Here is a 25,163-nt window from a genome sequence, read left to right as displayed (position 1 = left end):
CGCTTTGCGGCGTTTCTCTATCGGAGTCGGGTAACGCAAGGTAATGAAAACGCTCGTTGAGGCTTCGTGCATCGACGATGTCGTCAAGCGCGACGGATTTTCCCTTGTATGTTGCCAGCACAGCGCCGGGCGAGAGGCCGCTCGCCAGCTATCCTTATTAATCCAGTCATTCATTTTTAATAAATTAAACCCAAGTGCAATTTATGTCGCATTAAAGCGTAATTAAGTGGTGTGATATGGCTATTTTGTTTAGTATATAAAACGCCGTCTGACTCTACGGTCAGAGGCCATGACAATACAGTGAGTTTCGGGTCAGACGAGGTGAAGATGGATTTTTTCAGTACGAGCAATATTCTGGTTCATATCCCTTTAGGCGCGAACGGTTACGACCTGTCGTGGGTTGAAGCCTTGGGGACTTTATTCGGTTTACTGTGTATCGGGTTGGCTAGCCTTGAGAAGACGAGTAATTATCTGTTCGGGCTGATCAACGTCACGTTGTTTGCATTGATTTTCTTTCAGATCCAGCTTTATGCCAGCTTGCTGCTGCAGATCTTTTTCTTCGGCGCGAATCTCTATGGGTGGTATGCCTGGAGCCGTAAGACCAGCGCCGATGAATCCGAGTTGCGCATACGCTGGCTGTCTCTGCCGCAATCACTGGGATGGGGCGCGGCATGCATCGTGGCGATTGGCCTGATGACGGTTTATATCGACGCGCTCTTTGCGCTGTTGACTGATATCGCCATGATGTTGATGAAAGGCATCGGAATCAGCGTTGAGCGTCCTCAGCTACAGCCTGATGCTTTCCCCTTCTGGGACTCCACAATGACCGTGCTGTCCATCGTGGCGATGATCCTGATGACGCGTAAATACGTCGAAAACTGGCTGATCTGGGTGGTCATCGATGTTATCAGCGTGGTGATCTTTGCCTATCAGGGCGTCTATGCGATGTCACTGCAATACGCCATCCTGACGCTGATAGCCCTCAACGGCTCCTGGCTGTGGATAAAGGGCGCCCGCGAGAATCAGTCGCGCCCTCTGGCCCGAGCCGGCTAACAGCGACTGAGCGCCATCAGTGGTGATGATGATGATGGTGCTCGCCGGCCACTTGCTGAATATGGCAGTGGCCGTGATCGCAGTGGTGATATTCCATCTGGATGGTCACATGGTCTATCTGATAACGCTGTAGCAGGTAGGCCTGGATTTGTTGCAACAGGGCGTCGTGATCGTCAGGGGGCGTCACCTGCGCGTGCAGCGTGAGCAGCGGCTTTTCTCCGACCTGCCATAGGTGGACATGGTGTACGTTTTGCACCGCCGGAATATCGGCGCTTAAATCCCGCTTTAACGCCTCGGCATCAATCTGTGCGGGCGACCCCTCCAGCAACTCATGAAGACTTTCTTTCAGCAATGACCACGCGCTACGTAAGATCAGCACTGATACCACCAGGGATAAAATGGGATCAATCGGCGTCCAACCGGTCACCATGATAATGAGCGCTGCGGCAATCGCGCCGACCGAGCCCAACATATCGCCTAGCACGTGCAGAGCCGCGGCTCGGACGTTCATGTTTTTTTCGCCGCCGCCGCGATGTAACAGCCAGAACGCGAACAGGTTAACCAAGAGACCACCGACGGCGATGATCAGCATCGGGACGCCCGCTATCGGCTGGGGATGGCTAAAGCGTTGAAAGGCTTCCCAGCAAATCCATACGGTGATGATGAATAACGCGATGGCGTTCACGAAAGCCGCGAGCGTGGTCAACCGCAGGAAACCAAAAGTGTGGTTGGCGGTGGGACGACGCGCCGCGAAGCGTACGGCCAGCAAGGCCACCAGCAGCGCGGCGGTGTCAGTTAGCATATGTCCGGCGTCCGCCAGCAGCGCGAGGGAGCCTGAGATCAGCCCACCGACTGTTTCAACGACCATGAAAACGGCGGTGATCGTAAACGCCGCCAGCAGTCGTTGACTATTGTTCTGTTCTTTAGAGCGAGATTGGGTCATCGAATGGCTTCCTGTTTACATGCCTGTTTTAACTGTATGTCAAACGGGACAAAAAACCCACATTCGCATCGGGAAAGGGAATTCATTGCTGGGAAACACCGTAGGCGCCTGGGTATTCCTCGGACGAGGGTGAATTATTCAGGGATTTTAGTCGTTAGCTTGTTTTATAATGCATCATCCGCGGGGTTTCCTGCTTTTATTTGTGGCTGACGGGATTGTGGGCAATGACCACAGGCTAAGCCCACCGTTCGGGAATGATTGGGATTACTATGAGTTATCAAAACGACGATTTAAGAATTAAAGAGATCAAAGAGTTGTTGCCACCTGTCGCGCTGCTGGAGAAATTTCCCGCGACGGAAAATGCCGCCAAGACGGTATCTCAGGCCCGCTCTGCCATCCATAAAATACTGCACGGCGGCGACGATCGTCTGCTGGTGATTATCGGTCCTTGCTCCATTCACGATGTTAAAGCTGCGAAAGAGTATGCCGCTAAATTGCAGGCGCTGCGTCAGGAACTGAATGGCGAGCTGGAAATCGTCATGAGAGTCTACTTCGAGAAACCGCGTACGACGGTGGGCTGGAAAGGACTTATCAACGACCCGTACATGGATCACAGCTTCCAGATCAATGACGGCCTGCGCATCGCTCGCAAACTGTTGCTGGATATCAACGACACCGGCCTGCCCGCCGCGGGTGAGTTCCTGGATATGATCACTCCGCAGTACCTGGCCGATCTGATGAGCTGGGGCGCGATTGGCGCGCGTACCACGGAGTCTCAGGTACACCGTGAGCTTTCTTCCGGTCTGTCCTGCCCGGTTGGATTCAAAAACGGCACCGACGGCACGATCAAGGTCGCCATCGATGCGATTAACGCCGCTCAGGCGCCGCACTGCTTCCTGTCTGTGACCAAGTGGGGTCACTCCGCCATCGTGAATACCAGCGGCAACAATGATTGCCACATTATTCTGCGCGGCGGTAAAGAGCCAAACTACAGCGCGAAGCATGTGCAGGAAGTGAAAGTCGGTTTGGAAAAAGCCGGACTGACACCGCAGGTGATGATCGACTTTAGCCACGCCAACAGCAGCAAACAGTTCAAGAAACAGATGGACGTGGGTACTGATGTCTGTGCGCAGATCGCGGGTGGCGAAAAAGCCATTATGGGCGTGATGATCGAAAGTCATCTGGTCGAAGGCAATCAAAATCCGGATAGCGGCGAGACGCTGGTGTACGGTAAAAGCATCACCGATGGTTGCATTGGTTGGGATGATACCGCAACGCTGCTGCGTCAGTTAGCCGATGCGGTGCGTCAACGCCGCGGCTAATCGTCGGTCAGAGCTATAACATAAAAACCACCGCCTTTATGGCGGTGGTTTTACGTTTGAGGTTGCGAAAGGATAGGGGAAGGCGTGTTCCGATCTCTGTTTCCGCCTCGTTTGGTCGGTTCCGACTGCGTCCACTCATTGAAGAATAGGTATGAGCCCTCTCTGAAGAGGCGTGCATCTGTTTCGTCAGCGTCTGCAAAACAGCCCTTAGGGTAAAGTGATGTCTCCGCCGTCGCCACTCTCCTCGTTAAGACGTGATGCAACGAGTTATTTACGACGAGCAATAAAAAACCCGGCCTGAGCCGGGTTTTTTATTGGGTGGAAGCGAAATTACTTCGCTTTACCCTGGTTCGCTACTGCTGCAGCTTTAGCGGCGATTTCGTCCGCGTTGCCCAGGTAGTAACGTTTGGTCGGTTTGAAGTTTTCGTCAAATTCGTAAACCAGCGGTACGGCAGTCGGGATGTTCAGTTCCAGAATTTCGTCTTCGCTCAGGTTGTCCAGATATTTGACCAGCGCACGCAGTGAGTTACCGTGGGCAGCAATGACAATGCGCTCACCGCTTTTCAGACGCGGCAGAATGGTTTCATTCCAGAACGGGACCACGCGATCAATGGTCAGCGCCAGGCTTTCAGTCAGCGGCAGCTCTTCGTCGGTCAGAGAAGCATAACGCGCATCGTGCCCCGGGAAACGGTCGTCTTCACGGGTCAGTTCCGGCGGAGTCACGGCAAAACCACGACGCCACAGTTTCACCTGATCGTCACCGTATTTATCAGCGGTTTCGGATTTGTTCAGTCCCTGCAAAGCACCGTAATGGCGTTCGTTCAGTTTCCAGCTTTTTTCTACTGGCAGCCAAGCCTGATCCAGTTCGTCCAGTACGTTCCACAGTGTGTGGATGGCACGTTTCAGCACGGAGGTGTAAGCGAAATCGAAAGAAAAACCTTCTTCTTTCAGTAATTTACCAGCCTGTTTGGCTTCGTTGACGCCTTTTTCAGACAGTTCAACGTCCATCCAGCCGGTGAAGCGGTTTTCTTTGTTCCACTGGCTTTCGCCGTGTCGTACCAGTACCAGCTTAGTTACAGCCATAGCTTAACTCCTTCAGATCCTAAGATTTCTGTAATGACTGGCCACATTATAGGGCTGTAGAACAGTCATCGGCAATCGCTTGTCGTCTCACTGTCAGTTTATTGCGCGCAATTGCGGCATAAAACAGCTAGCTTGATCGGTTCAGCTTGTCACTTTCCCCAAATGCCAGAGTATCAGGGGACCGATGACCGAAAAGGGCGGCCAACGGGCGGCATTAAAACCGACGATCCATATAGTATCTTCTGGTGACTATTCGGGCCACCTATCGCCGGTCAGGGCTGTGGATAGTGTACTCATAATCCGCCGATGATTTTTGATCTGACCTAAGGTCGCGGACATTAGTCCAGACATCATTCATCGAGCGGCTAGAGCACGTTCGGCGCATCATCGAAGAAAAACCGATAGGCGGTCAGCGACAGGTAGGTTTCCCCAGGCCTGAGCCAGCAGTCAGGCTGCGGCCATTCGGGGTGATGAGGGCTATCCGGTAAAAACTCGCTTTCGAGCGCGATGCCAGCATAGTTAGGGTAGTGGCCGCCGTTACGATCTGGCGTACCTTCGAGCGCATTGCCGGTGTACACCTGCAACGCGGGGGCGCTGGTGCTGACGTCCAGTCTGATTCGCTTATCGCTGGACCACAATACGGCGGCCGGATGGGGCGAGGGCGTATCCTGCCGCAGTAAAAAGGCATGGTCATAGCCGCCGACCGCGCGTTGATCGTCGTCCGTCAAAAAATCCTGCATCAGTGTTTTTGGCAGACGGAAATCCATGCTGCTGCTGGCAACAGACTTGATCTCGCCAAAAGGAATACCTTCCGCGTTGGTCGGCAGAAACTGGTCGGCGAACAGCTGGAGGTGATGTTGACGGACATCCTCGAACGTCCCGTCGAGGTTGAAATAGGCATGGTTAGTCAGGCAGACCGGGCAGGGAGTGTCGACCTCCGCACGATAGGTGATCGTCAGCTGATTGTCGTCGGTGAGATGATAATGCGCTTCTACGGTGAGATGACCGGGAAACCCCTGATCGCCCGCCGGAGAGTGCAGCTGATAGGTGATGGCGTTCTCGCTGTGCTGGACAATCTGCCAACGACGCGCATTAAACCCGACAGGGCCGCCATGCAGCTGGTTTTTTCCGCTGTTGGCCGCGAGAGGAGTGACGTGTCCGCTTTTCTCAATGACCGCATTGGCAATCCGGTTGGCATAGCGACCAACGGAGGCGCCCAGGTAGGCGCTCTGATGGGGATAATCTTCGGGCGCGCAGCCGAGCAGGACTTCACGGGTTTCATTGGGGGGCAGCGGCAGTAGACAAGACGTCCACGTCGCGCCCCAGTCCATCACGGTGACAGACATACCGGAGGCATTTCGCAGTATATGTCGTTGAAAAGGCTGACCGTCCGGGGCCAGCATATCGGTCGTTTCGCTATGCATTGCGCTCTCCACTTCGCGACTGACAACGCGTCCCGCTAAGTGATACGGCGCGGAGAGACGCCATTGCCGTCGAAATTAGTCAGGAAACCCCGTCGGATGAGAAGACTGCCAGCGCCAGACGTCGGCGGCCATTTCATCCAGAGTCCGTGCCACGCGCCAGTTGAGATCGCGGGCTGCTTTTTCCGCATCCGCCCAGTAGGCGGGTAAATCGCCTTCACGTCGCGGCGCGAAGTGATAAGGCACGGGTTTGCCGCAGGCTTTGCTGAATGAGGCAACGACCTGCAACACGCTGTAACCCACGCCAGCTCCCAAATTATAGATGTGGACGCCGGGCTGGCGATGCAGCGTGTTCATGGCGGCGATGTGACCGTCCGCCAAATCGACAACGTGAATATAGTCTCTTACGCCGGTGCCATCGGCGGTAGGGTAATCGTTGCCGAATATCGCCAGGGAATCGCGGCGACCCACGGCGACCTGCGCAATATATGGCATCAGATTATTGGGGATCCCCTGCGGATCTTCCCCCATTTCACCCGACGGATGCGCGCCGACCGGATTGAAATAGCGCAGCAGCACGATACTCCACTCTGGTTCAGCGCGTTGCAGATCCTGCAGGATCTGCTCCACCATCAGTTTGCTACGCCCGTAGGGGCTGGCAGGCATGCCCGTGAGAAAACTTTCCTGATAGGGGATCTGCGGCTGATCGCCGTAGACCGTGGCCGAAGAGCTGAATATCAGCGTTTTGACGTTGGCTTTTCTCATCGCGTCGACCAGCGTCAGCGTCCCATAGACGTTGTTATCATAGTAGTCGATCGGCTTTTGCACCGACTCGCCCACCGCTTTGAGACCGGCAAAGTGAATCACGGCATCAATTGCATGTTCGGAGAAAATTTCATCCAGCAGCTGTCGGTCGCGGACGTCGCCCTGATAGAAGATAGGAATTTGATCGCTAAGTCGCGCGATGGTGGGGACGACGCTCGATTTGCTGTTGCACAGATTATCGAGAATGATGGGCTGATGGCCTGAGGCGATCAACTGCACGCAGGTATGGCTTCCTATGTAACCGCTCCCACCTGTAACCAGTACCTTCATAATGACCTCTAGTCAAAAAATAGGGAAAAGAGGGAGCATGCAAAGCCCGACGTAAAATCGATTGAAAAGGGGAACAATGCGCTTTGTTGAGCCTGATGCTCTCATCATGAAGACAGTGTACAAACTTCCACGAAACAATTAAGTGTTTTACCTACAGAATAAGCTGAAAAGTAAATTCGTGGAATCGCTCTCACAAAGGTGGTCTGATGGCCGGAACGTTAAACGGACGGACCCGACGACATCGCCGGGTCATACTGGTCAACTCAGCACGCCTCTTGCTGGTAGCGGTAGGTTGAACCTTCCGGGACAAACTCTAGGCGATGCGTGATGCAGTGCGGCGCATCTTCCGCATGGTGCGAGACGAACAGTAGCTGCGTGTCGCCTTCTCCAATCAGCCGGTCCAGCCAGCTGCGGATCAGCTGACGATTTATCGGATCTAATCCCTGCAATGGCTCGTCAAGGATCAGCAGGGCGGGGTGTTTCACCAGCGCGCGGACGATCAGTACCAGACGCTGCTGTCCCCAGGATAACGATTGGAAGGGCGCATCCGCCGTGGCGTCGGGCAGACCCAGCAATGACAGCCACTCCGCCGTGAGTTGGTTTTGCCGATCGGAAGCGGTTTGATACACGCCGATAGAGTCGAAAAATCCGGAAAGAATGACGTGGCGGACGCTGATGCTGACGCGATAGTCCATATGCAGGCTGCTGCTGACGTAACCGATGTGTCGCTTGATGTCCCAGATGGTTTCACCGCTGCCCCGTCGACGGCCAAACAGCGTCAGATCGTTGCTGTAGCCCTGCGGATGGTCACCGGTGATCAGACTCAGCAGCGTCGATTTCCCTGCTCCGTTAGGCCCGATAATCTGCCAGTGCTGGCCGGGCATCACGGTCCAACTGAGGTCGTCCAGTATCCGGCGGTCGTCGTAGCTCACGACTCCGTGATGAAGTTGGATCAACGGCTGTTGCGATGCGTCTGGGCTGCCTTGCGGGCGCGGCGATTCTGGCTCTGGTAAACGGGCATCGTGGAGTTTCTCGCTGTAGGCCAGCTGCGCCACCAGCTCATCCGCCATAATCTGATCGCGTTGACCGTGGCGGGTGAGCGAACAGTCCGCCAGCACCCCGACGTGTTCGACAAACGCGGGAATGTCCTCGAAGCGATTGATGATCAGCACCAGCGTATAGCCCTGTGTCGTCAACTGTGCTAACAGGTCGCTCAGCTGTTGACGGGAACCGACGTCCAGCCCATCGAACGGTTCGTCCAGAATCAGCAGGTCAGGCTGCGGCATCAGCGCCTGACACAGCATAACCTTACGCGTTTCCCCCGTGGACAGATGCTTAAAACGCCGTTGCAGCAGAGGGACGATGCCGAACTGTTCGGCCAGCGCGGAACAGCGCGCGTCGTCGCTGATGGCGTCCTGAATCACTTCTGCGGTGGTGCGGCCGGTATCATTTTCGCCTTCGCTCAGCATATCGGTATTGTTACGCTGCCACTCCTGGTTCACCAACTGTTGCAACTGTTCGAACGACAGCCGCGCGATGCGCTGAAAGTCGCACTGCCGCTGGCCTTCCAGCAACGGCAACTCGCCGGATATAGCCTTTGCCAGCACCGATTTGCCGCTACCGTTGGCGCCGACGAACGCCCAGCTCTCTTTTTGGCGGACGGTGACGTCATCCAGCCAAAACGTGCGGGTGTCGCTGAGTCGATAGCGTGCCTGATGCAGTTGCAAAAATGACATAGTGGTTTCCTTAGTGAGTATTCCTGCGCCCTTTATTTTGTCGGCGTGCGAGTCATCGGCGCGTTTGCGGCTCAGCACAGCGTGGCGATAATCACCTGCTCAGCGCTAAAGCTGGCGTTGACGCACTGGTCGAGCCGAAGCGCATAGCGCGCAACGGTGGCGTTGGAGAGCGTCGCGCACAGCACTTCTCCCCCAGTCAGCGTCACCCATATTTCGCTGTGATCGAGGCCTGTTTGCAGGTGGGTAATTTTGCCCGGCAGGATGTTATCCGCGTTTGTGGTGGGTTGATCCTGCGGAGTGACGCTCACCCAGGGCGCCTTGACCAATGCCAGCACCTCTTTGCCCTGCGTCAGCTGCAAGCGTTCCGCGCTTTGGGCGGTAATCGCGGCTTGAATTCGGGTGTTGCCGTCGGCCAGTAGAATTTCCAAATGTTGCTGAACCGGCTGTTCCGCCCGGCTGATCAGCGTGCCGAACAGCTGGTTGCGCGCGCTGGTTTGCAGGGAAAAACGCGCGATGGCGGCCAGCAAACTGTCGAGCGGCAGCGTGTCTTGCTGCAGGACATCGAAGGCTTTCTGTTGAATCTGCGCTAAGAGATCATACAGCTGGATCAAGCGTTCCCCGTAGCTCGTGACCGCCGCGCCGCCGCCGCCTTTGCCGCCGGTCACTCGGTCGACGAGGGTCTGGTCGGCCAGCTGATTCATTTCGTTGATGGCGTCCCAGGCGCTTTTATAACTGATACCGGCTAATCTGGCTCCCTGACTGATGGAACCCGTCTGCTTGATCTGTTTGAGCAGCGCAATGCGGCGGGGATCGGCAAACAGACGCTGTTGCAGTTTCAGGGTAAGAAGGATTTCTGCTTGCATGGCAATAGGTTCCATTGAGAGAAGCGCGTCGGCAAAAGGTATTGTCACCATTTTTCCGGCGGCGGGCAAATCGCACGAAAGGCCGCATTAATTCATACTTTTCGGGTAGACTGTTTACAAGCGCGGGCTAGCATTTGACGGTAGCCTGATGAATCTGGATTGCTGTCTTGCCACGACAGCCATTGCTTCAAGTGAGGTCGACATGTTGGAATTGCTGAGTAGTCTGCTGTTTGCGGTATGTATGGTGCCGGTGATGATGGCCTTGATTCTGGGGTGCATTTACGGTCTGGGCGAGGTGTTTAACGTCTTCTCCGCCCTGGGTCATCACGAATCCAAATCTTCACAAAAAGCGTCCTGATCCCCTCTCTTTGAAAGTCCGGCGTTCGCCGGACTTTTTCCTGTCATTATTTCGTCAATTCAGCTTCCACAAAGCAGATGTCATTTTGTAACTACCGTTATATTATCGCCTACACAACGGTAAAATAACGGGGAACATTGTCATGCAGTATTCATGGAAAAAATGGCTGGCCGTAGTCACATTAAGCCTGGGAATGATCGCTGGGGCCTCCGCGGCGACCGATAAAGTTACGGTGTTCGCCGCGGCGTCGCTGACCAATGCGCTGCAGGAAATCGCAGATCATTATCAGCAAGAAAAGCAGGTTTCGATCGTGGCGTCGTACGCTTCGTCGTCGACGCTGGCGCGCCAAATAGAGCAGGGCGCGCCTGCCGATATCTTTATTTCCGCCGACCAGCAGTGGATGGATTACGCTCAGAACAAGCAGCTCATCGACAACGGCAGCCGCTATACGCTGTTGGGTAACGAACTGGTTGTCATCGCACCGAAAAATGCCGACGTAAAATCGATCGATATCAATACCTCCACCCCATGGACGAGCCTGCTCAAGGGCGGCCGTCTGGCCGTCGGCGATCCGGACCATGTTCCTGCGGGTATCTACGCCAAGGAGGCGCTGCAAAACCTGAAAGCCTGGGACACCCTATCGCCGTTGATGGCTCGCGCCAGCGATGTGCGCGGCGCGTTAGCGCTGGTAGAGCGTGAAGAAGCGCCGCTAGGCATCGTTTATGGTTCAGACGCGGTCGCCAGCGCGAAAGTGAAGGTTGTGGGGATCTTCCCGGCCAGCAGTCATAAGCCGGTGGAATACCCGGTTGCTATCGTGAAAGATCACGACACGGCGGCGGCCAACGCCTTTTCTGACTACCTGAAAACGCCGCAGGCCGCGGACGTCTTCAAACGCTACGGTTTCACTCCGCGCTAATGGGGCTCAGCGACTATGAATGGCAGGCGATTCAGCTGAGTCTCAAGGTCTCGCTGTTAGCCGTGAGCGGTAGCCTGCCGCTGGGAATTCTGATGGCGTGGATTCTGGTGCGCTGTCGGTTTCCCGGCAAGTCGCTACTGGATAGCCTCATCCATCTTCCCTTGGTCCTGCCGCCGGTCGTTATCGGCTATCTGCTGCTGGTAGGCATGGGGCGAAAGGGCGTTATCGGCGCCTGGCTTTATGACTGGTTCGGCGTCAGTTTCAGCTTTAGCTGGCGTGGGGCGGCGCTGGCCTCTGCCGTGGTGGCGTTTCCTCTGCTGGTGCGGGCGATCCGACTGTCACTTGAAACGGTGGATCCACGCCTTGAATTGGCCGCCCGCACGCTAGGCGCGCACCCGTGGCGCGTCTTTTTCACCGTCACGCTGCCCTTGACGTTGCCCGGCATTATCGTCGGCACGGTGCTGGCGTTCGCGCGCTCCTTAGGGGAGTTCGGCGCGACGATTACGTTCGTCTCCAATATCCCCGGTGAAACCCGCACTATTCCGCTCGCGATGTATACGCTGATTCAGACGCCCGGCGCGGAAACGCAGGCGGCCCGACTGTGCCTCATTGCTATCGTGCTGTCGCTCTTGGCGCTGTTGCTGTCGGAGTGGCTGACCGGCTGGAGCCGGCGGCGACTGGGGGGATAATGCTGCAACTGGATTTCTCTCAACAGTTGGGTGAGTTGTCGCTCAGCGTCACGTCGACTCTGCCCGCCAGCGGTATTTCCGCGATATTTGGCGTTTCCGGCGCGGGAAAAACGTCGCTGATTAACGCCATTGCCGGGCTGACGCGGCCCGATAGCGGATATATTCAGCTCAACGATCGGGTGCTGGTGGATACCGAACGCCGTATTTTCCTGCCGCCCGAGCAGCGTCGAATCGGTTATGTCTTTCAGGATGCACGGCTGTTCCCCCATTATCGGGTCGCCGGCAATTTACGCTACGGTATGGCTCCCGCCATGCGCAGGCAGTTTGACGATATCGTGCAGCTGCTGGGAATTGAACACCTGCTTAAACGTCATCCGCTGACCCTGTCGGGGGGAGAAAAGCAGCGGGTGAGCATCGGTCGGGCGTTGCTGACGGCGCCCGATCTGTTGCTCATGGACGAGCCGCTGGCGTCGCTGGACACGCCGCGCAAGCGGGAGCTGTTGCCTTATCTTGAGCGGTTGGGACGAGAGGTGAAAACGCCGATCCTTTATGTCAGCCACAGCCTAGAGGAAATCTGGCGTCTGGCGGACCGTGTGGTGGTGTTAGATCAGGGCAAGGTCAAAACGCAAGGCGAGCTGGAAACGGTATGGGCCAGCAGCGCGTTGCGGCCCTGGCTGCCGCGCGAAGAGCAAAGCACTATCCTGAAGACGAACGTGTTGCAGCAGCATCCCCATTATCCGATGACTGCGCTTTCGCTGGGAGACCAGACTCTGTGGGTGCAGAAAGTTGACGCGCCGTTGAACAGCGCGCAGCGCATCCGCATCAACGCGGCGGATGTATCGCTGGTATTGGAACGGCCGACGGCGACCAGCATTCGCAACGTGCTGGCGGCGCGGGTGGCGGAATGTCTGGAGGTCGGCGATCAGGTCGAGGTGAAACTGTGGGTCGGCGGTCAGGCCCTCTGGGCGAAAATCACCCCGTGGGCCAGAGATGAGCTGGGATTGTGCCCGGACCAACAGCTGTTTGTTCAGATTAAAAGCGTTTCGATTACGCCGTGATGCATGTTCTGGCACAGGCTACCGGCATGGCAGCCTGTGCGCTTTCCCATCAAAGGATCCGGTTCATGATCAGTTCCGCGATACCCGGTTCTTCGTTGTGACCGATGACGACATCCGCGCTTTCTTTAACCGCATCCGCGCTGTTACCCATCGCCACACCCAGACCGACCGTGGAAAGCATGCTGATGTCATTGAAGTTGTCGCCGAAAGCGACGATATCCTGCATCTGCAACCCTTGCTCTTCCACCCAGCGGCGCAGTAGCTGGCCTTTGCTGTTGCCGGACTGTGCGACGTCGACCTGATCCTTCCATGACCATTCACAGGTCACGCCCAGCTCTTCTTCCACCTGCTGCGCGAAACCATTCAGGTGGGCATTGTCCGGATGGTGAGTGGCAAACTTCCAGATCTGCTGCGCGCGTGCGGTTTCTTCCTCCAGGTTATCCACGTGGCGGAAATTTGGGCGTTGATCTACCGGCAGCGTTTCAGACCAGGCGAGCGCGCGGACGACGTGACCGGTCGGTTTTTCATACAGCATGTCGTCGTCGGCGTACATCAGACCGTGGATGTCGAACTGCTGCAGTTTTTTCAGCACGCCTCTGGCCTGCTCCGACGTCAGCGGCTGACCTTCCGAGATACGCTTTGTCTGATAATGATACAGATAAGAGCCGTTACAGCAGATAGCAGGTGTATCGAGCTCCAGCGCCTGATAAAAAGGGCGTATGGCCGAGTGATGACGACCGGAAACGATCAGTACCTTGATCCCGGCCTGCCGAGCCAGGGCCAGCGCTTTCATCGAAGCGGGCAGAATGGTTTTCTGTGCGGTAAGTAAGGTGCCATCCAGATCGAGGGCGATTGCGCGATAGGTCATCGTGATTTCTCTCGGGTTATAGGTAAACTTTCTCAAATGGTACACCGTAAGGAGAGGGCGCTGTAGGGCCAATTGCTTTCCCTTCGTTCTGTCAGCCAACCCTTACAGAACGTGAGCCATGTTACAACTGCGCCCGCATCGAGGTGAGGAGCGATAGGCCGTTCCGGTCTACTATTGATGTCTGAGTGCTAAGAAGCGCAATCCGCGTTTAAAGGAGAGTCTAATGCAGCAAGTGGTTTATACCGCCAGTCCCGAAAGCCAGCACATCCACGTGTGGCGGCTCAACAGCGAAGGCGAGTTGACGTTGTTACAGGTCGTTGAAGCTCCTGGACAGGTTCAGCCCATGGTGGTTGCGCCCGATAAACGGCACCTTTACGTTGGCGTACGTCCTTCGTTTCGCGCGATCAGCTACCGCATTGCGCCGGATGGAACGTTGACGCAGGCGGGTGAGGCAGCGCTGCCCGGTAGCCCAACACATCTGTCTACCGACCACGAAGGCCGTTATCTGTTCTGTGCGTCATACAGTAATGCCTGTGTCAGCGTCAGCCCGATTGGCGACGACGGCGTCGCGGGAGAGTTTATCCAGCAGCTGGATGGTCTGGAGGGCTGCCACTCTACCAATATCGATCCGGAGAATAAGGTGCTGTGGGCGCCTTGCCTGAAAGAAGATCGCATCCGTCTGTATGATCTGTCGTCAGCAGGCAAACTCAGCGAGCATCAGCCCGCCGATCTGCCTGCCGCTGCGGGAGCGGGTCCGCGTCACATGGTGTTCCACCCTAACAACCGCTTCACGTACTGCGTCAACGAACTGGACAGTACGGTGGATGTTTTCGACATCAAAGACGCTGACGGCAATATCACCCGCGTGCAGACGCTGGATGTGATGCCGGAGGACTTCACCGGAACGCGCTGGGCGGCTGATATCCATATCACGCCGAACGGTCGTTTCCTGTATACCACCGACCGCACCGCCAGCGTGGTCAGCATTCTCGGGGTGTCGGAGGACGGCAGCCATCTGACGCTGATCGGCCATCAGCCGACGGAGATCCAACCGCGCGGTTTCAATATCGACAACAGCGGTCAGTTCCTGATTGTGGCGGGTCAGAAGTCGCACTATATCGAGGTCTATCAGATCAACGCGGAAGGGGGGCATCTGCAGCCGCTGTCGCGTTATGCGGTAGGGCAGGGACCGATGTGGGTCACGATTCTGGCGTTGGATTAAGCTTGAAGTGATACAAGAAAACCCGGTTCGGATAAGATCCGCGCCGGGTTTATGCATTATCCGCGGTATTCGATGATAGACAGCCCGGCGTTGTAGTCGGTGCTGTATACAATCCCCTCTGCATCCACAAACACGTCGCATGACTGAATGACGCGCGGGCGTCCGGGACGCCGGTCCATCATACGGTCTGGCGCGGCGGGCACCAGCGCGCCGGTTTCCTTGGGACGATAGGGGTTGCTGATGTCGTAAACGCGCACGCCCGCGTTCTGATAGGTCGCGAAGATGAGCGTTGAGCTGATGAAACTGCCGGGACGGTTTTCATGCAGGTTATGCGGCCCGAAATGCGCGCCTTTCTTCACATAATCCACTTCGTTCGGCTGGGGGAAGGTCGCGATGCTGACCGGGTTGGTCGGCTCGCGAATATCAAAGACCCAGATCAGTTTTTCCCCGTCTTCCTGATTGTCCAACACCGCTTCATCCAGCACGATCAGTAAATCGCGATCCGGCAAGGGTAGCGCGGTGTGCGTGCCGCCGCCGAAGGGCGGACTCCAGTTACGATGACTGATCAGCTGCGGCTGCGTGCGGTCGCTGACGTCCAGCAGCGTCAGTCCGCCGTCGCGCCAGCTGCCGTAAGCCGTATCGCCGCTGACGATAGCGTGATGCAGCGCGTAGCGCTTCCCGTCCGGCCAGTCAGGCGTTTCGCCGCCGGCGGTGTGCATACCCGGTAGCCAGTAACGGCCAGCGACTTCCGGTTTACGCGGATCGGCCAGATCGATGGTCAGGAAAATATAGTCGCTGTAGCCTTCCAACAGTGCGGAGACGTAAGCCCAGCGTCCGCCGACGTACCAGATGCGATGGATGCCGATGCCGTTCAACGGCAGGAAGCCGATCTCCTGCGGTTTGTCCGGGCGAGAGATATCAAAAATCCGCAGACCCGCGCTCCAGGTATTGCCTTGTTGGCGCGTATCCACCGTTTCGGCGACGGAGCGGGTGTAATACACCTTTTCCTCGGCGAAGTTTGCATCGGCAAACAGATCGCGGGCGTTGACGACCAGTAACAGATCGTCGTGCGTTTGCAGGTGGATATTCCAGGTGCCCGGCGGGGCGGGGATAAACCCCACCGTTTTGGGGTTGATGGGGTCGCGAACGTCGACGATGGAAACGCCCTGCGACACCATATGGCCGATATACGCGTAGCCCCGATGAACCATCACCTGTACGCCATCAGAGCGTCCGCCCTGATCGCTGTGGCCGATGAGCCGCATATTGCGGCTGTAATCGGGGGTGGGCAAAGGTGCTGATGCCATAACTCGCCTCCGTTATTTTGCTTTTGCAGCCAGTGTAGCAAACCACGGGGCGATGAAATCATCGGTCTGACCCCAGCCCGGAATAATCTTGCCAAGGCTGGCGACATTGACCGGACCCGGCTGGCTTGCCAGCAGCGCCTGCGGAATTGAGGCGGCGGTAAATTCGTAGGTGGCAGGCGTCGGCTCGCCGGCGATTTTGTTCGCGACCAGACGCAGGTTCACTTTACCGATCAGTTTCGGGTCCACGGCGACGCTGACTTTCCACGGGCTTGAGGCTTCACGCATCAACTGCAGATCCTGATTGGAGATGTCGATGCTGTAGAGCTTGATTTCTGTCCGACCGTTCTCTTTAAGCGCTTTGTAAGCGCCCTGGCTGAAGGCATCCCAGGTTCCCCAGATCGCATCAATTTTTCCTTTCGGGTATTTCGCCAATACCGCGCCGACTTTGTTGGCGGTGTCGCCCTGCACGTCGGAAGAGACGGCGCCGATGGATTCCAGCTCTTTAATGCCGGGATTGGCTTTCAGCAATTGCTGGTATGCCGCCTGACGGCGTTCCATCGGCGGGAATCCGGCCACCCACAGCTTGATGATATTGGCTTTGCCGTTGAAATCTTTCACCAATTGTCCGAAGGACTCCTTGGTCAGAGAGGCGTCATCCTGTTGGGTGACGGTAACGCCGGGAATATCTCGATTCACCGCGGTGTCGAATACTGCGACCTTGATGCCGCTGTCCACGATGCGCTGCAACAGCTCGGTGGAGTAAGGATCACGCCCTTGAGACAGAATAATGCCGTCGTATTTTTGACTGATAGCCTGATTGACGAAGTCCTGGAAGCGGGCATCGTCGCCATTGCTCAGGAATGTGCTGACTTTGAAGCCGAGTTTTTTCCCTTCTTCCAGTACGCCGGAAACGAACTGAGTAGTGTTGTCATCGGAGCCCAAATTACGGATGACGGCGATACGCACCGGACCGTTATGGTTGGCTAGCGCGGCAGGCAGCGGAGCGAGAGTAGGGGTATTTTCTGCCAACGCAGGCAGCGCGATCGTCATGCTTAATGCCACTAACGCGGCGTGAAACTTCTTCATCATGGGCTCCTTGGTGGGAAATCGTGTTGCCAGTTTATGGATATCTTTATGTCTGGATGTCTATTTATCTGGATGAAGCATCATAGCGACAACGGTGAAAGGTGCAAAGAGCCCGCGTTATGTTTTTTGGTTTTATCTTATAACGGGTTGTTCGCGAGGTTTGAGAGCAGGACGTAGCGTAAAAGGAGAATGCAGCAGAGGCGTAAATTGCGGCTCCCGCTCAGCGACGGCGGGAGCTCGATTGAGGCTTATTTAGCGAAGAAAGAAACGCCCTGACCGACGTTGCAGCGATAGCTTAGCGCCGTGCCGCGCTGTTGCAGGCTGGGCAGATCGTACATATAGGTCGTGAAATTGACGATATTATCCGGCAGCACCTGATAGCGCATAAACTGCTGAATGGGTTTGCCGTCGTTCGCCACCGTAAAGTGTTCATCGCTGAACGACAGAGTATTGTCTCCGGTCAAGCGATAGGCCTGAATGCGCAGACCACCACGGGTCTGGCTGGGGACGGCGCCATTCTGCGGCGTACACTGTGAAAGGTCGATACTGACGGACACTTCACTTCCCTCATTCAGCGCATTGATGAGGGTTGACTGGCTCGTGAGAGGCTTGGCAGCGCAGGCGCTAGCGGCGACGGTGAATAAAGATACGGTTAAAAACAACGGGGTCATACGAGACATAAACGTCCTCCTTGATGTGAATAAAATCCCTGTAAATCGTATTAGCTCCAAGAGAATAGACGGATCTGGCGGCGCGAGCCTAGATCTTTACGGCTTATACGTTTAAAGCACTAACAAAAAATATTACAATACAATCTATTACGCCCCCTCGGAAAACTAAATCAGGAATTCTCCGATCTCGGTTTATCCGCCAACAGTTTTGCAGAGACGTCACCATCGATGTGCGTTCGGTTAACGCGCTCCAGAGTGGCGCGGGATAAATCTTGGAAATCAGCAGAGAAATGCAGACTGAAGGACGTTCAAGGGACAGGGAGAATCAAAGGGGGGAGTAAAAACAGGCTGAGCCGAAGCCCAGCCTGACAAGGATTATTTCACCAACATACCCGGCTGTGCGCCGCTGTCTGGGCTCAGCAGGAAGATGTCTTTTCCGCCGGGGCCTGCCGCCATCACCATGCCTTCGGAAATACCGAAACGCATCTTACGCGGTGCAAGGTTCGCGACCATGATCGTCAGGCGGCCTTCCAGTAGGGCCGGATCGGGATAGGCTGCGCGGATCCCCGAGAAGACCTGACGCGTTTCGCCACCCAAATCCAAAGACAGACGCAGCAGCTTGTCCGAACCTTCCACCAGCTCCGCTTTTTGAATCAGCGCGATACGCATATCGACCTTGTCGAAATCGTTGAATGTGATGGTGTCCTGAATCGGATTGTCCGCCAGCGGTCCGCTGACCGGTGCCGCGGCGGCGGCGATATCCTGCTTGGAGTCTTCAACCATCGCTTCGATGTTTTTCGGATCGATACGGTTGAACAGCGCCTTAAACGGATTAACCTGATGGCCCAGCAGCGGTTGGGCCAGCGCATCCCACTGCAGATCCGTGTTCAAGAATGCCTCGGCACGTTCGGCCAGCGAAGGCAGTACCGGCTTGAGGTAGGTCATCAAGACGCGGAACAGGTTGATACCCATTGAGCAGATCGCGTGCAGGTCGGCATCACGGCCTTCTTCCTTCGCCACGACCCACGGCGCCTGTTCGTCGACATAGCGGTTGGCCAGGTCAGCCAGCGCCATGATTTCGCGAATGGCTTTGCCGGATTCACGGCTGCTAAATGCGTCGGCAATGCTGTCGGCCGCGTCGGTAAAGGTTTTGTACAGCGCCGGGTCGGCCAGCGCATCGGCCAGTTTTCCGTCGAAACGCTTGTTGATGAAGCCCGCGTTACGTGAAGCCAGGTTGACGACTTTGTTGACGATGTCGGCGTTTACGCGTTGTACGAAGTCTTCCAGGTTAAGGTCGATATCGTCAATGCGGGAAGAGAGCTTGGCCGCGTAGTAGTAACGCAGGCAGTCGGCGTCCAGGTGCTTCAGGTACGTGTCTGCTTTGATGAAGGTACCGCGAGATTTGGACATCTTCGCGCCGTTCACCGTCACGTAACCGTGGACAAACAGGTTGGTCGGCTTACGGAAGTTACTGCCTTCCAGCATGGCGGGCCAGAACAGACTATGGAAGTAGACGATATCTTTGCCGATGAAATGATAGAGATCGGCGTCAGAGTCTTTATGCCAGTAGTCGTCGAAATTCAAATCGTCGCGCTTGTCGCACAGGTTCTTGAATGAACCCATGTAGCCGATCGGCGCATCCAGCCAGACGTAGAAGTATTTGCCCGGAGCATCCGGCACTTCGAAGCCGAAGTAGGGCGCGTCGCGGCTAATGTCCCACTGTTGCAGACCGGAGTCGAACCACTCCTGCATTTTGTTCGCGACCTGATCCTGCAGCGCGCCAGAGCGCGTCCAGGCTTGCAGCATGTCGCTGAAAGCGGGCAGATCAAAGAAGAAGTGTTCGCTGTCGCGCATGACCGGCGTCGCGCCGGAAATCGCCGATTTCGGATCGATCAGCTCGGTCGGCGTATAGGTCGCGCCGCACACTTCGCAGTTGTCGCCATACTGATCTGCCGCTTTACATTTCGGGCAGGTTCCCTTCACAAAGCGGTCCGGCAGGAACATGCTTTTTTCCGGGTCGAACAGCTGGGAAATCGTGCGGCTCTTGATATAGCCGTTTTCTTTCAGGCGACGATAAATCAGCGTAGACAGCTCGCGGTTCTCTTCGCTGTGCGTGGAGTGATAGTTGTCGTAGCTGATGTTGAAGCCCGCGAAATCCTGCTGATGCTCCTGACTGACGGCCGCAATCATCTCCTCCGGCGCGATCCCTAACTGCTGAGCCTTCAGCATGATAGGCGTACCGTGGGCGTCATCCGCACAGATGAAATTAACCTGGTTGCCGCGCATTCGCTGATAACGAACCCAGATATCCGCCTGAACGTGTTCAAGCATGTGGCCGAGGTGGATAGGACCGTTAGCATAAGGCAGCGCGCACGTTACCAGAATTTTTTTTGCGACTTGAGTCATAGTGGGGAACTTGCTTGTTAATGAGTGAGAAAGAGCCACGATGTTAACCGATAGCGGCGCGGCGCGTAAACCTGTTCTGGATGCGGCTTCACGTGCGCTAGCCCGCGACAAACGGCGCTCAGGCAGCGCTTGAAAAGACTTTGTTCCGTGGCGGTACGCCCGTTCGTGGCGTTCTGTTATGCTTAAAGCCGTGTTCTGATTAATGACAAAATTTCAAGGAGCCGGGATGAAAGATAACCTCCCCGGGCACAGCCCTGACGCGCTGCACGAGACGGTGAGCCGCGTACTTGCCGCCTTTACACACCCGACGTTGAATAAAGATCTGATGGCGCTCAACGCGCTGCATCACTGCGCGCTGCTGGATGACGTGCTGCACATTGAGCTTGTGATGCCTTTTGTCTGGCTGAGCGGGCTTGAGGTGCTGAAGGAGTCGGTCAGTGACCAACTGCTGCGTCTCACCGGCGCGAAAAGCGTGGAGTGGCGGCTAACGCACGCGATTGCCACGTTGAGCCGAGCGAACAATCAGCCCGGCGTCAAAGGCGTGAAAAACATCGTGGCGGTCAGCTCCGGCAAAGGCGGCGTCGGCAAGTCCAGCACCGCTGTGAATCTGGCGCTGGCATTGGCGGCGGAAGGCGCCAACGTGGGGATCCTCGACGCGGATATCTACGGGCCGTCCATTCCTACCATGTTGGGAACGACGCATGAACGGCCAACGTCGCCGGACGGCGAGCATATGGCGCCTATCGTGGCGCACGGCATCGCCTCCAACTCCATCGGCTATCTGGTCACGGATGACAATGCCATGGTGTGGCGCGGGCCGATGGCCAGCAAAGCGCTGCTGCAACTGCTGCAAGATACGCTGTGGCCCGATCTCGACTATCTGGTGCTGGATATGCCGCCGGGGACGGGCGACATTCAGCTGACGCTGGCGCAGAACGTGCCGGTGACTGGCGCCGTGGTGGTCACCACGCCGCAGGACATCGCGCTGGTGGATGCGATGAAAGGCATCGCCATGTTCGAGAAAGTGAAGGTGCCGGTTCTGGGTATCGTTGAAAACATGAGCGTGCATATCTGTAGCCACTGCGGCCATCTGGAGCCTATTTTTGGCACGGGCGGCGCGCAAAAGCTGGCGGAAAAATATCACTGTGCGCTGCTGGGCCAACTGCCTCTGCACATCGCTTTACGTGAAGATCTCGATCGCGGCGAACCGACCGTGGTCAGCCAGCCCGACAGCGAGTTTACCTCGCTCTATCGCGAGCTGGCCGGGCGGGTCGCCGCACAGCTGTACTGGCAAGGCGAAGTCATCCCCACTGAAATCGCGTTTCGCGCGCTATAACGCGCCATTCCTGTTCGCGTCCTGCTCGGACGCGAACCCCTCTCCCGCTTAGTGCTGGCGTGAAAGCGGCTAACTCCCTATAATTGCGGCGTTCAGACACCCTATGCGGTGTGTCCCTTCTTTTATTTTTCGTAAACCAGGTCTTTATTGCCATGACTGACAAGTCTCACCAGTGTGTCATTATCGGGATTGCCGGAGCCTCTGCATCCGGTAAAAGTCTCATAGCCAGTACCCTTTACCGTGAGTTGCGTGAACAGGTGGGCGATGAACATATTGGTGTCATTCCGGAAGACTGCTATTACAAGGATCAAACCCATCTGACGATGGAAGAGCGGGTGAAAACCAACTATGACCACCCCAGCGCCATGGACCACAATCTGCTGTTACAGCATCTGAGAATGCTGAAGGGCGGACAGGAAATCGCGCTGCCGCAGTACAGTTATGTGGAACACACCCGCCTTGAAGAAACGGTGCTTCTCGAGCCGAAGAAAGTCATTATTCTGGAAGGCATTCTGCTGCTGACCGACGCCCGTCTGAGGGGCGAACTCAACTTTTCCATCTTTGTCGATACGCCGCTGGATATTTGCCTGTTGCGCCGTATGCGTCGCGACGTCAACGACCGAGGTCGTTCGATGGACTCCGTGATGGCGCAGTACCAGAAAACCGTACGTCCGATGTTTTTGCAATTCATTGAACCGTCTAAGCAATATGCGGACATCATCGTGCCGCGCGGGGGTAAAAACCGCATCGCTATCGATATTTTGAAGGCGAAAATCAGCCAGTTCTTTGAATAAACTGTTACGAGCAGGCGCTGCCGCCCTCGGTCACTCAGAACCGACGGCAGCGGAGTAACCTGTCTAAATCCTGAGCGGAGAAAATGATGAGACTGTGCGATCGCGATATTGAAAACTGGCTGGATGATGGTCGGCTGGTGATTACGCCACGTCCCCCCGCAGAACGTATTAACGGCGCCACGGTTGACGTGCGTCTGGGAAATCAGTTCCGCGTCTTTCGCGGTCATACCGCGGCTTATATCGACCTGAGTGGTCCGAAAGACGAAGTCAGCGCGGCATTGGATCGCGTGATGAGCGACGAAATCAATCTGCCGGAAGGCGAAGCCTTTTTCCTGCATCCGGGAGAGCTGGCGCTGGCGGTGACGTTGGAATCGGTGACCCTGCCGGACAATCTGGTCGGCTGGCTGGATGGCCGTTCCTCGCTGGCGCGTCTGGGGCTGATGGTGCATGTGACCGCCCACCGCATCGACCCGGGCTGGCAGGGACGGATTGTGCTGGAGTTCTATAATTCAGGGAAGCTGCCGTTGGCGCTGCGTCCTGGCATGATGATCGGCGCGCTCAGCTTTGAACCGCTGTCTGGCCCGGCGGCTCGGCCTTATAACCGACGTCAGGACGCCAAATACAAAGATCAGCAGGGCGCGGTGGCTAGCCGGATCGACGAAGACTAAGTCACAGACGCCGCCGCCTGATGCAGCCCGAATATCAATGAGGATGGCATGAAAAGACTCTTTACCGCGCTGGTTATTCTGCTGGTGGTGCTGGCCGCTGGCATGAGTGCGTTAGTCGTGCTCATCAACCCGAATGATTTTCGCGGCTACATGACTCGTCAGGTGGCGGCCCGAAGCGGCTATCAGATGAAGCTGGACGGCGATTTACGTTGGCACGTCTGGCCGCAGCTGAGCATTCTGTCCGGCGGGATGTCTCTGAGCGCGCCGGGCGCGCAGTCGCCGATTGTCAGCGCTGAGAACATGCGTCTGGACGTCAAGCTATGGCCTTTGCTGTCCCATCGGCTGGAAGTTAAGCAGGTCATGCTGAAAGGGGCGGTGGTCCGGCTCACCCCGGAAAGTCAGCCGAAAAAAATCAATCAGCCAATTGCCCCGCCGGGGGCAGCCGAACCGGATATCGGCAGCGGCTGGCGTTTCGATATCGGGCGCATAGAAGTCGCCGACAGCCTGCTGATTATGCAGCAGGAGAATGGTGAACAGCTCAATCTGCGCGACATCAATCTGCGTATGACGCGCGGCGTCCCCAATGAGGCGCAGCTGACGTTATCCACCCGCATCAACCGCGACCAGCGCGATCTCTCCTTGTCGGGTTCGTCCGTGCTAGACATGCGTGAGTTTCCTCAGCGAATCAGCGCGCGCGTCGATCGTCTGGACTATCAGCTGCAAGGCGCCGGGCTGCCCGCGAGCGGTATCACCGGCACCGGCTCTATGCAGGCCACTTACCAACGTCAGCCGGAAAAAGTTACCGTCAGCCAGTTTGCTCTGAGCGCCAATCAAAGCCAGTTAAGCGGAACCGCGGCCTACACGTCAGGGCTTGTACCGGATTATACGGTCGACCTGCGCTCGGCTCAGCTGGATCTGGACACGCTGCTGGGACTGACTCAAAACGATGACGATACGGCCGATGCGGACAAAGCGTCCGCCGTGAAACCGGTTATCTCCAGCGATGTTTCGCCGCAGCTGGCGAACAGCGGGCTGCGTAATTTCACCGCGCATTTCGCGTTGCGCGCTGACACTCTGATCTACCGCGGCGTCAAAATGAACCAGTTCAGCGTGAGCGGCGTCAATCAGCGGGGCAAAGTGACGGTTGCCGAGCTGAGCGGCCAAGTAGGCGAAGGCCATTTTTCACTGCCGGGAACGCTGGATATTGATGCCTCTCCGGCGATTAACGTGCAGCCTGAACTGGAGAACGTCGAGTTAACCGATCTGATGCGGGTACTGACGTTGCCGGAAACGCTGAGCGGCACATTCACGATGCAGGGTAAATTCAGCGGTGACAGCCTCACCGTGCCGGCAATGCTGTCCAAATGGCAGGGCAACGCCGCGCTACAGGCGAGCCGCCTGCGGCTGTATGGGCTGAACATTCCGCGTATGATCCAGCAGGCGGTGGAACGTAACAGCAATGGGGTTCAAGGGCAAAGCGGCGACGAGCATTACACCGAGATGCAGCAGATCACCGGTCAGGCCCGACTGAATGCCGGGAAACTGCGGATGTACAATCTGGATGGCCGTTCGCAGATCTTGGCGGTCGGCGGGGAAGGGTTGCTGGATCTGCCTGCGCAGAGCTGCAACATCAACCTTAGCGTGCAGGTGATTGATGGCTGGCAGGGCGACGACCGCGTGGTTCAGCTGTTGAAAAATACCCGGATTCCTTTCCGTCTGTATGGTCCGTTCGATAATCTGAACTACCAGCTGCCGGTCGACCAGATGTTGCGTAAGCGTCTGCAAGACGAACTGAAGCAGCAGATCAATGACTGGTCGAAGAAGAACCAGCCTGACTGATATGCCTGAGGCCAGCCGGTGACGGCGCGGCCTCATGGTTTTCCTCTCAGCCCACTTCATCGTATATGTCACCCGATTTCGGGTATAACTCCGTTACCCGTCGTACAACGGGCATCTGCTAGGCTTTTCCTCTCACGCCACGGCGTCGGGGCACCGTCTCCTCCACCACGCCGGTTTCATATCCTCGAACGAATGAGCAATGGGCATCAGCACCACATCTTCCTGCGGGTCAAATACCCCGGTCAGCAGAGCGAGAGTGGGCGCATCGTCAATCGCGCCTAGCGAACTGCCGCAGCGGGCGCAAAAGGCCCGGCTTGAGGCTTCGGAAGAACGATACAGGGAGGGCTGACCTCCTTCGCCGGTCCAGACAACATCCGCGGCTGTCTCTTATACACATCTGACGCTGCCGACGAAGAGGATAGTGTAGAT

The 25,163-nt window shown here is 56.5% G+C and carries 22 protein-coding genes; 11 read left to right on the top strand and 11 right to left on the bottom strand.

Annotation, left to right across the window (positions count from 1 at the left end; translation table 11 throughout):
- Positions 1–327: 327 nt before the first annotated feature.
- Entirely contained in the window at positions 328–1,053 is a 726-nt protein-coding gene (gene pnuC, locus Q7O77_RS02505; protein WP_304163247.1) for a nicotinamide riboside transporter PnuC, read from the top strand.
- A gap of 16 nt (positions 1,054–1,069) precedes the next feature.
- Here pnuC and zitB read toward each other — a convergent pair whose 3' ends face one another.
- Complete coding sequence (gene zitB / locus Q7O77_RS02500) at positions 1,070–1,996, bottom strand: CDF family zinc transporter ZitB (protein ID WP_304163245.1); 927 nt, start codon at positions 1,994–1,996, stop codon at positions 1,070–1,072.
- A 269-nt stretch (positions 1,997–2,265) separates the two neighbouring features.
- Here zitB and aroG point away from each other — a divergent pair, with 269 nt between their 5' ends.
- Positions 2,266–3,318, top strand: a complete 1,053-nt coding sequence (gene aroG, locus Q7O77_RS02495; protein ID WP_304163243.1) for a 3-deoxy-7-phosphoheptulonate synthase AroG — start codon at positions 2,266–2,268, stop codon at positions 3,316–3,318.
- 330 nt (positions 3,319–3,648) lie between these two features.
- Here aroG and gpmA read toward each other — a convergent pair whose 3' ends face one another.
- The 5 genes from gpmA to modE all read right to left on the bottom strand — a co-directional run bounded on the left by gpmA (position 3,649) and on the right by modE (position 9,516).
- Positions 3,649–4,401, bottom strand: coding sequence for a 2,3-diphosphoglycerate-dependent phosphoglycerate mutase (gpmA, locus tag Q7O77_RS02490; protein ID WP_085653515.1), 753 nt, complete (start codon positions 4,399–4,401; stop codon positions 3,649–3,651).
- Positions 4,402–4,766: 365 nt separating this feature from the next.
- Positions 4,767–5,825 carry a galactose-1-epimerase gene (gene galM, locus Q7O77_RS02485; RefSeq protein ID WP_304163240.1) on the bottom strand — a complete coding sequence of 353 codons (1,059 nt, stop codon included), beginning with the start codon at positions 5,823–5,825 and terminating at the stop codon, positions 4,767–4,769.
- 75 nt (positions 5,826–5,900) lie between these two features.
- Positions 5,901–6,917, bottom strand: a complete 1,017-nt coding sequence (gene galE, locus Q7O77_RS02480; RefSeq protein WP_304163238.1) for a UDP-glucose 4-epimerase GalE — start codon at positions 6,915–6,917, stop codon at positions 5,901–5,903.
- A gap of 263 nt (positions 6,918–7,180) precedes the next feature.
- Complete coding sequence (gene modF / locus Q7O77_RS02475; protein WP_304163236.1) at positions 7,181–8,653, bottom strand: molybdate ABC transporter ATP-binding protein ModF; 1,473 nt, start codon at positions 8,651–8,653, stop codon at positions 7,181–7,183.
- Positions 8,654–8,724: 71 nt separating this feature from the next.
- Positions 8,725–9,516 (bottom strand): molybdenum-dependent transcriptional regulator, encoded by a 792-nt coding sequence (gene modE, locus Q7O77_RS02470; protein ID WP_304163233.1) that lies wholly within the window; start codon positions 9,514–9,516, stop codon positions 8,725–8,727.
- Between the two features lie 202 nt (positions 9,517–9,718).
- Between modE and Q7O77_RS02465 the strand changes: the two genes are divergently transcribed.
- The 4 genes from Q7O77_RS02465 (at position 9,719) to modC (ending at position 12,537) form a co-directional block, all read left to right on the top strand.
- Complete coding sequence (locus Q7O77_RS02465) at positions 9,719–9,874, top strand: AcrZ family multidrug efflux pump-associated protein (RefSeq protein ID WP_094117679.1); 156 nt, start codon at positions 9,719–9,721, stop codon at positions 9,872–9,874.
- Between the two features lie 142 nt (positions 9,875–10,016).
- Positions 10,017–10,790 (top strand): molybdate ABC transporter substrate-binding protein, encoded by a 774-nt coding sequence (gene modA, locus Q7O77_RS02460; RefSeq protein ID WP_304163231.1) that lies wholly within the window; start codon positions 10,017–10,019, stop codon positions 10,788–10,790.
- Positions 10,790–11,479, top strand: coding sequence for a molybdate ABC transporter permease subunit (gene modB, locus Q7O77_RS02455; protein WP_304163229.1), 690 nt, complete (start codon positions 10,790–10,792; stop codon positions 11,477–11,479). The genes modA and modB overlap by 1 nt, the downstream gene beginning before the upstream one ends.
- The gene (modC, locus tag Q7O77_RS02450; protein WP_304163227.1) at positions 11,479–12,537 is read left to right on the top strand and encodes a molybdenum ABC transporter ATP-binding protein ModC; all 1,059 of its coding nucleotides are present in this window, start codon (positions 11,479–11,481) and stop codon (positions 12,535–12,537) included. The genes modB and modC overlap by 1 nt, the downstream gene beginning before the upstream one ends.
- A 49-nt stretch (positions 12,538–12,586) precedes the next feature.
- On the opposite strand, the gene Q7O77_RS02445 is transcribed toward modC, so the two are convergent.
- Positions 12,587–13,405, bottom strand: a complete 819-nt coding sequence (locus tag Q7O77_RS02445) for a pyridoxal phosphatase (RefSeq protein WP_094117683.1) — start codon at positions 13,403–13,405, stop codon at positions 12,587–12,589.
- Between the two features lie 223 nt (positions 13,406–13,628).
- Between Q7O77_RS02445 and pgl the strand changes: the two genes are divergently transcribed.
- The gene (gene pgl, locus Q7O77_RS02440; RefSeq protein WP_304163224.1) at positions 13,629–14,627 is read left to right on the top strand and encodes a 6-phosphogluconolactonase; all 999 of its coding nucleotides are present in this window, start codon (positions 13,629–13,631) and stop codon (positions 14,625–14,627) included.
- Between the two features lie 56 nt (positions 14,628–14,683).
- Here pgl and Q7O77_RS02435 read toward each other — a convergent pair whose 3' ends face one another.
- From Q7O77_RS02435 to metG, 4 genes are all read right to left on the bottom strand, one after another.
- Positions 14,684–15,934: an LVIVD repeat-containing protein gene (locus tag Q7O77_RS02435; protein ID WP_304163222.1), complete on the bottom strand. Its 1,251-nt coding sequence runs from the start codon at positions 15,932–15,934 to the stop codon at positions 14,684–14,686.
- 12 nt (positions 15,935–15,946) lie between these two features.
- The gene (locus tag Q7O77_RS02430; protein WP_094117686.1) at positions 15,947–17,020 is read right to left on the bottom strand and encodes a sugar ABC transporter substrate-binding protein; all 1,074 of its coding nucleotides are present in this window, start codon (positions 17,018–17,020) and stop codon (positions 15,947–15,949) included.
- A gap of 248 nt (positions 17,021–17,268) precedes the next feature.
- Positions 17,269–17,700, bottom strand: a complete 432-nt coding sequence (locus Q7O77_RS02425) for a VirK family protein (RefSeq protein ID WP_304163219.1) — start codon at positions 17,698–17,700, stop codon at positions 17,269–17,271.
- Positions 17,701–18,066: 366 nt separating this feature from the next.
- On the bottom strand, positions 18,067–20,097 hold the full coding sequence (metG, locus tag Q7O77_RS02420) for a methionine--tRNA ligase (RefSeq protein WP_304163217.1): 2,031 nt from the start codon (positions 20,095–20,097) through the stop codon (positions 18,067–18,069).
- A 226-nt stretch (positions 20,098–20,323) separates the two neighbouring features.
- Between metG and apbC the strand changes: the two genes are divergently transcribed.
- The 4 genes from apbC to asmA all read left to right on the top strand — a co-directional run bounded on the left by apbC (position 20,324) and on the right by asmA (position 24,734).
- Positions 20,324–21,433: an iron-sulfur cluster carrier protein ApbC gene (gene apbC / locus Q7O77_RS02415; RefSeq protein WP_304163215.1), complete on the top strand. Its 1,110-nt coding sequence runs from the start codon at positions 20,324–20,326 to the stop codon at positions 21,431–21,433.
- Between the two features lie 152 nt (positions 21,434–21,585).
- A complete protein-coding gene (gene udk, locus Q7O77_RS02410) occupies positions 21,586–22,227 on the top strand; it encodes a uridine kinase (protein WP_085652678.1) in 642 nt (213 codons plus the stop codon).
- 86 nt (positions 22,228–22,313) lie between these two features.
- Positions 22,314–22,895 (top strand): dCTP deaminase, encoded by a 582-nt coding sequence (gene dcd, locus Q7O77_RS02405; protein ID WP_304163249.1) that lies wholly within the window; start codon positions 22,314–22,316, stop codon positions 22,893–22,895.
- A 48-nt stretch (positions 22,896–22,943) separates the two neighbouring features.
- Positions 22,944–24,734: an outer membrane assembly protein AsmA gene (gene asmA / locus Q7O77_RS02400; RefSeq protein WP_304163212.1), complete on the top strand. Its 1,791-nt coding sequence runs from the start codon at positions 22,944–22,946 to the stop codon at positions 24,732–24,734.
- The last annotated feature ends 429 nt before the right edge of the window (positions 24,735–25,163 follow it).

This window comes from Lonsdalea britannica (assembly GCF_946477055.1).
GTDB classification, from domain to species: Bacteria; Pseudomonadota; Gammaproteobacteria; order Enterobacterales; family Enterobacteriaceae; genus Lonsdalea; species Lonsdalea britannica_A.
Note: the sequence above shows the minus strand (reverse complement) of the source record. Positions and strands in the feature narration are given on the sequence as shown.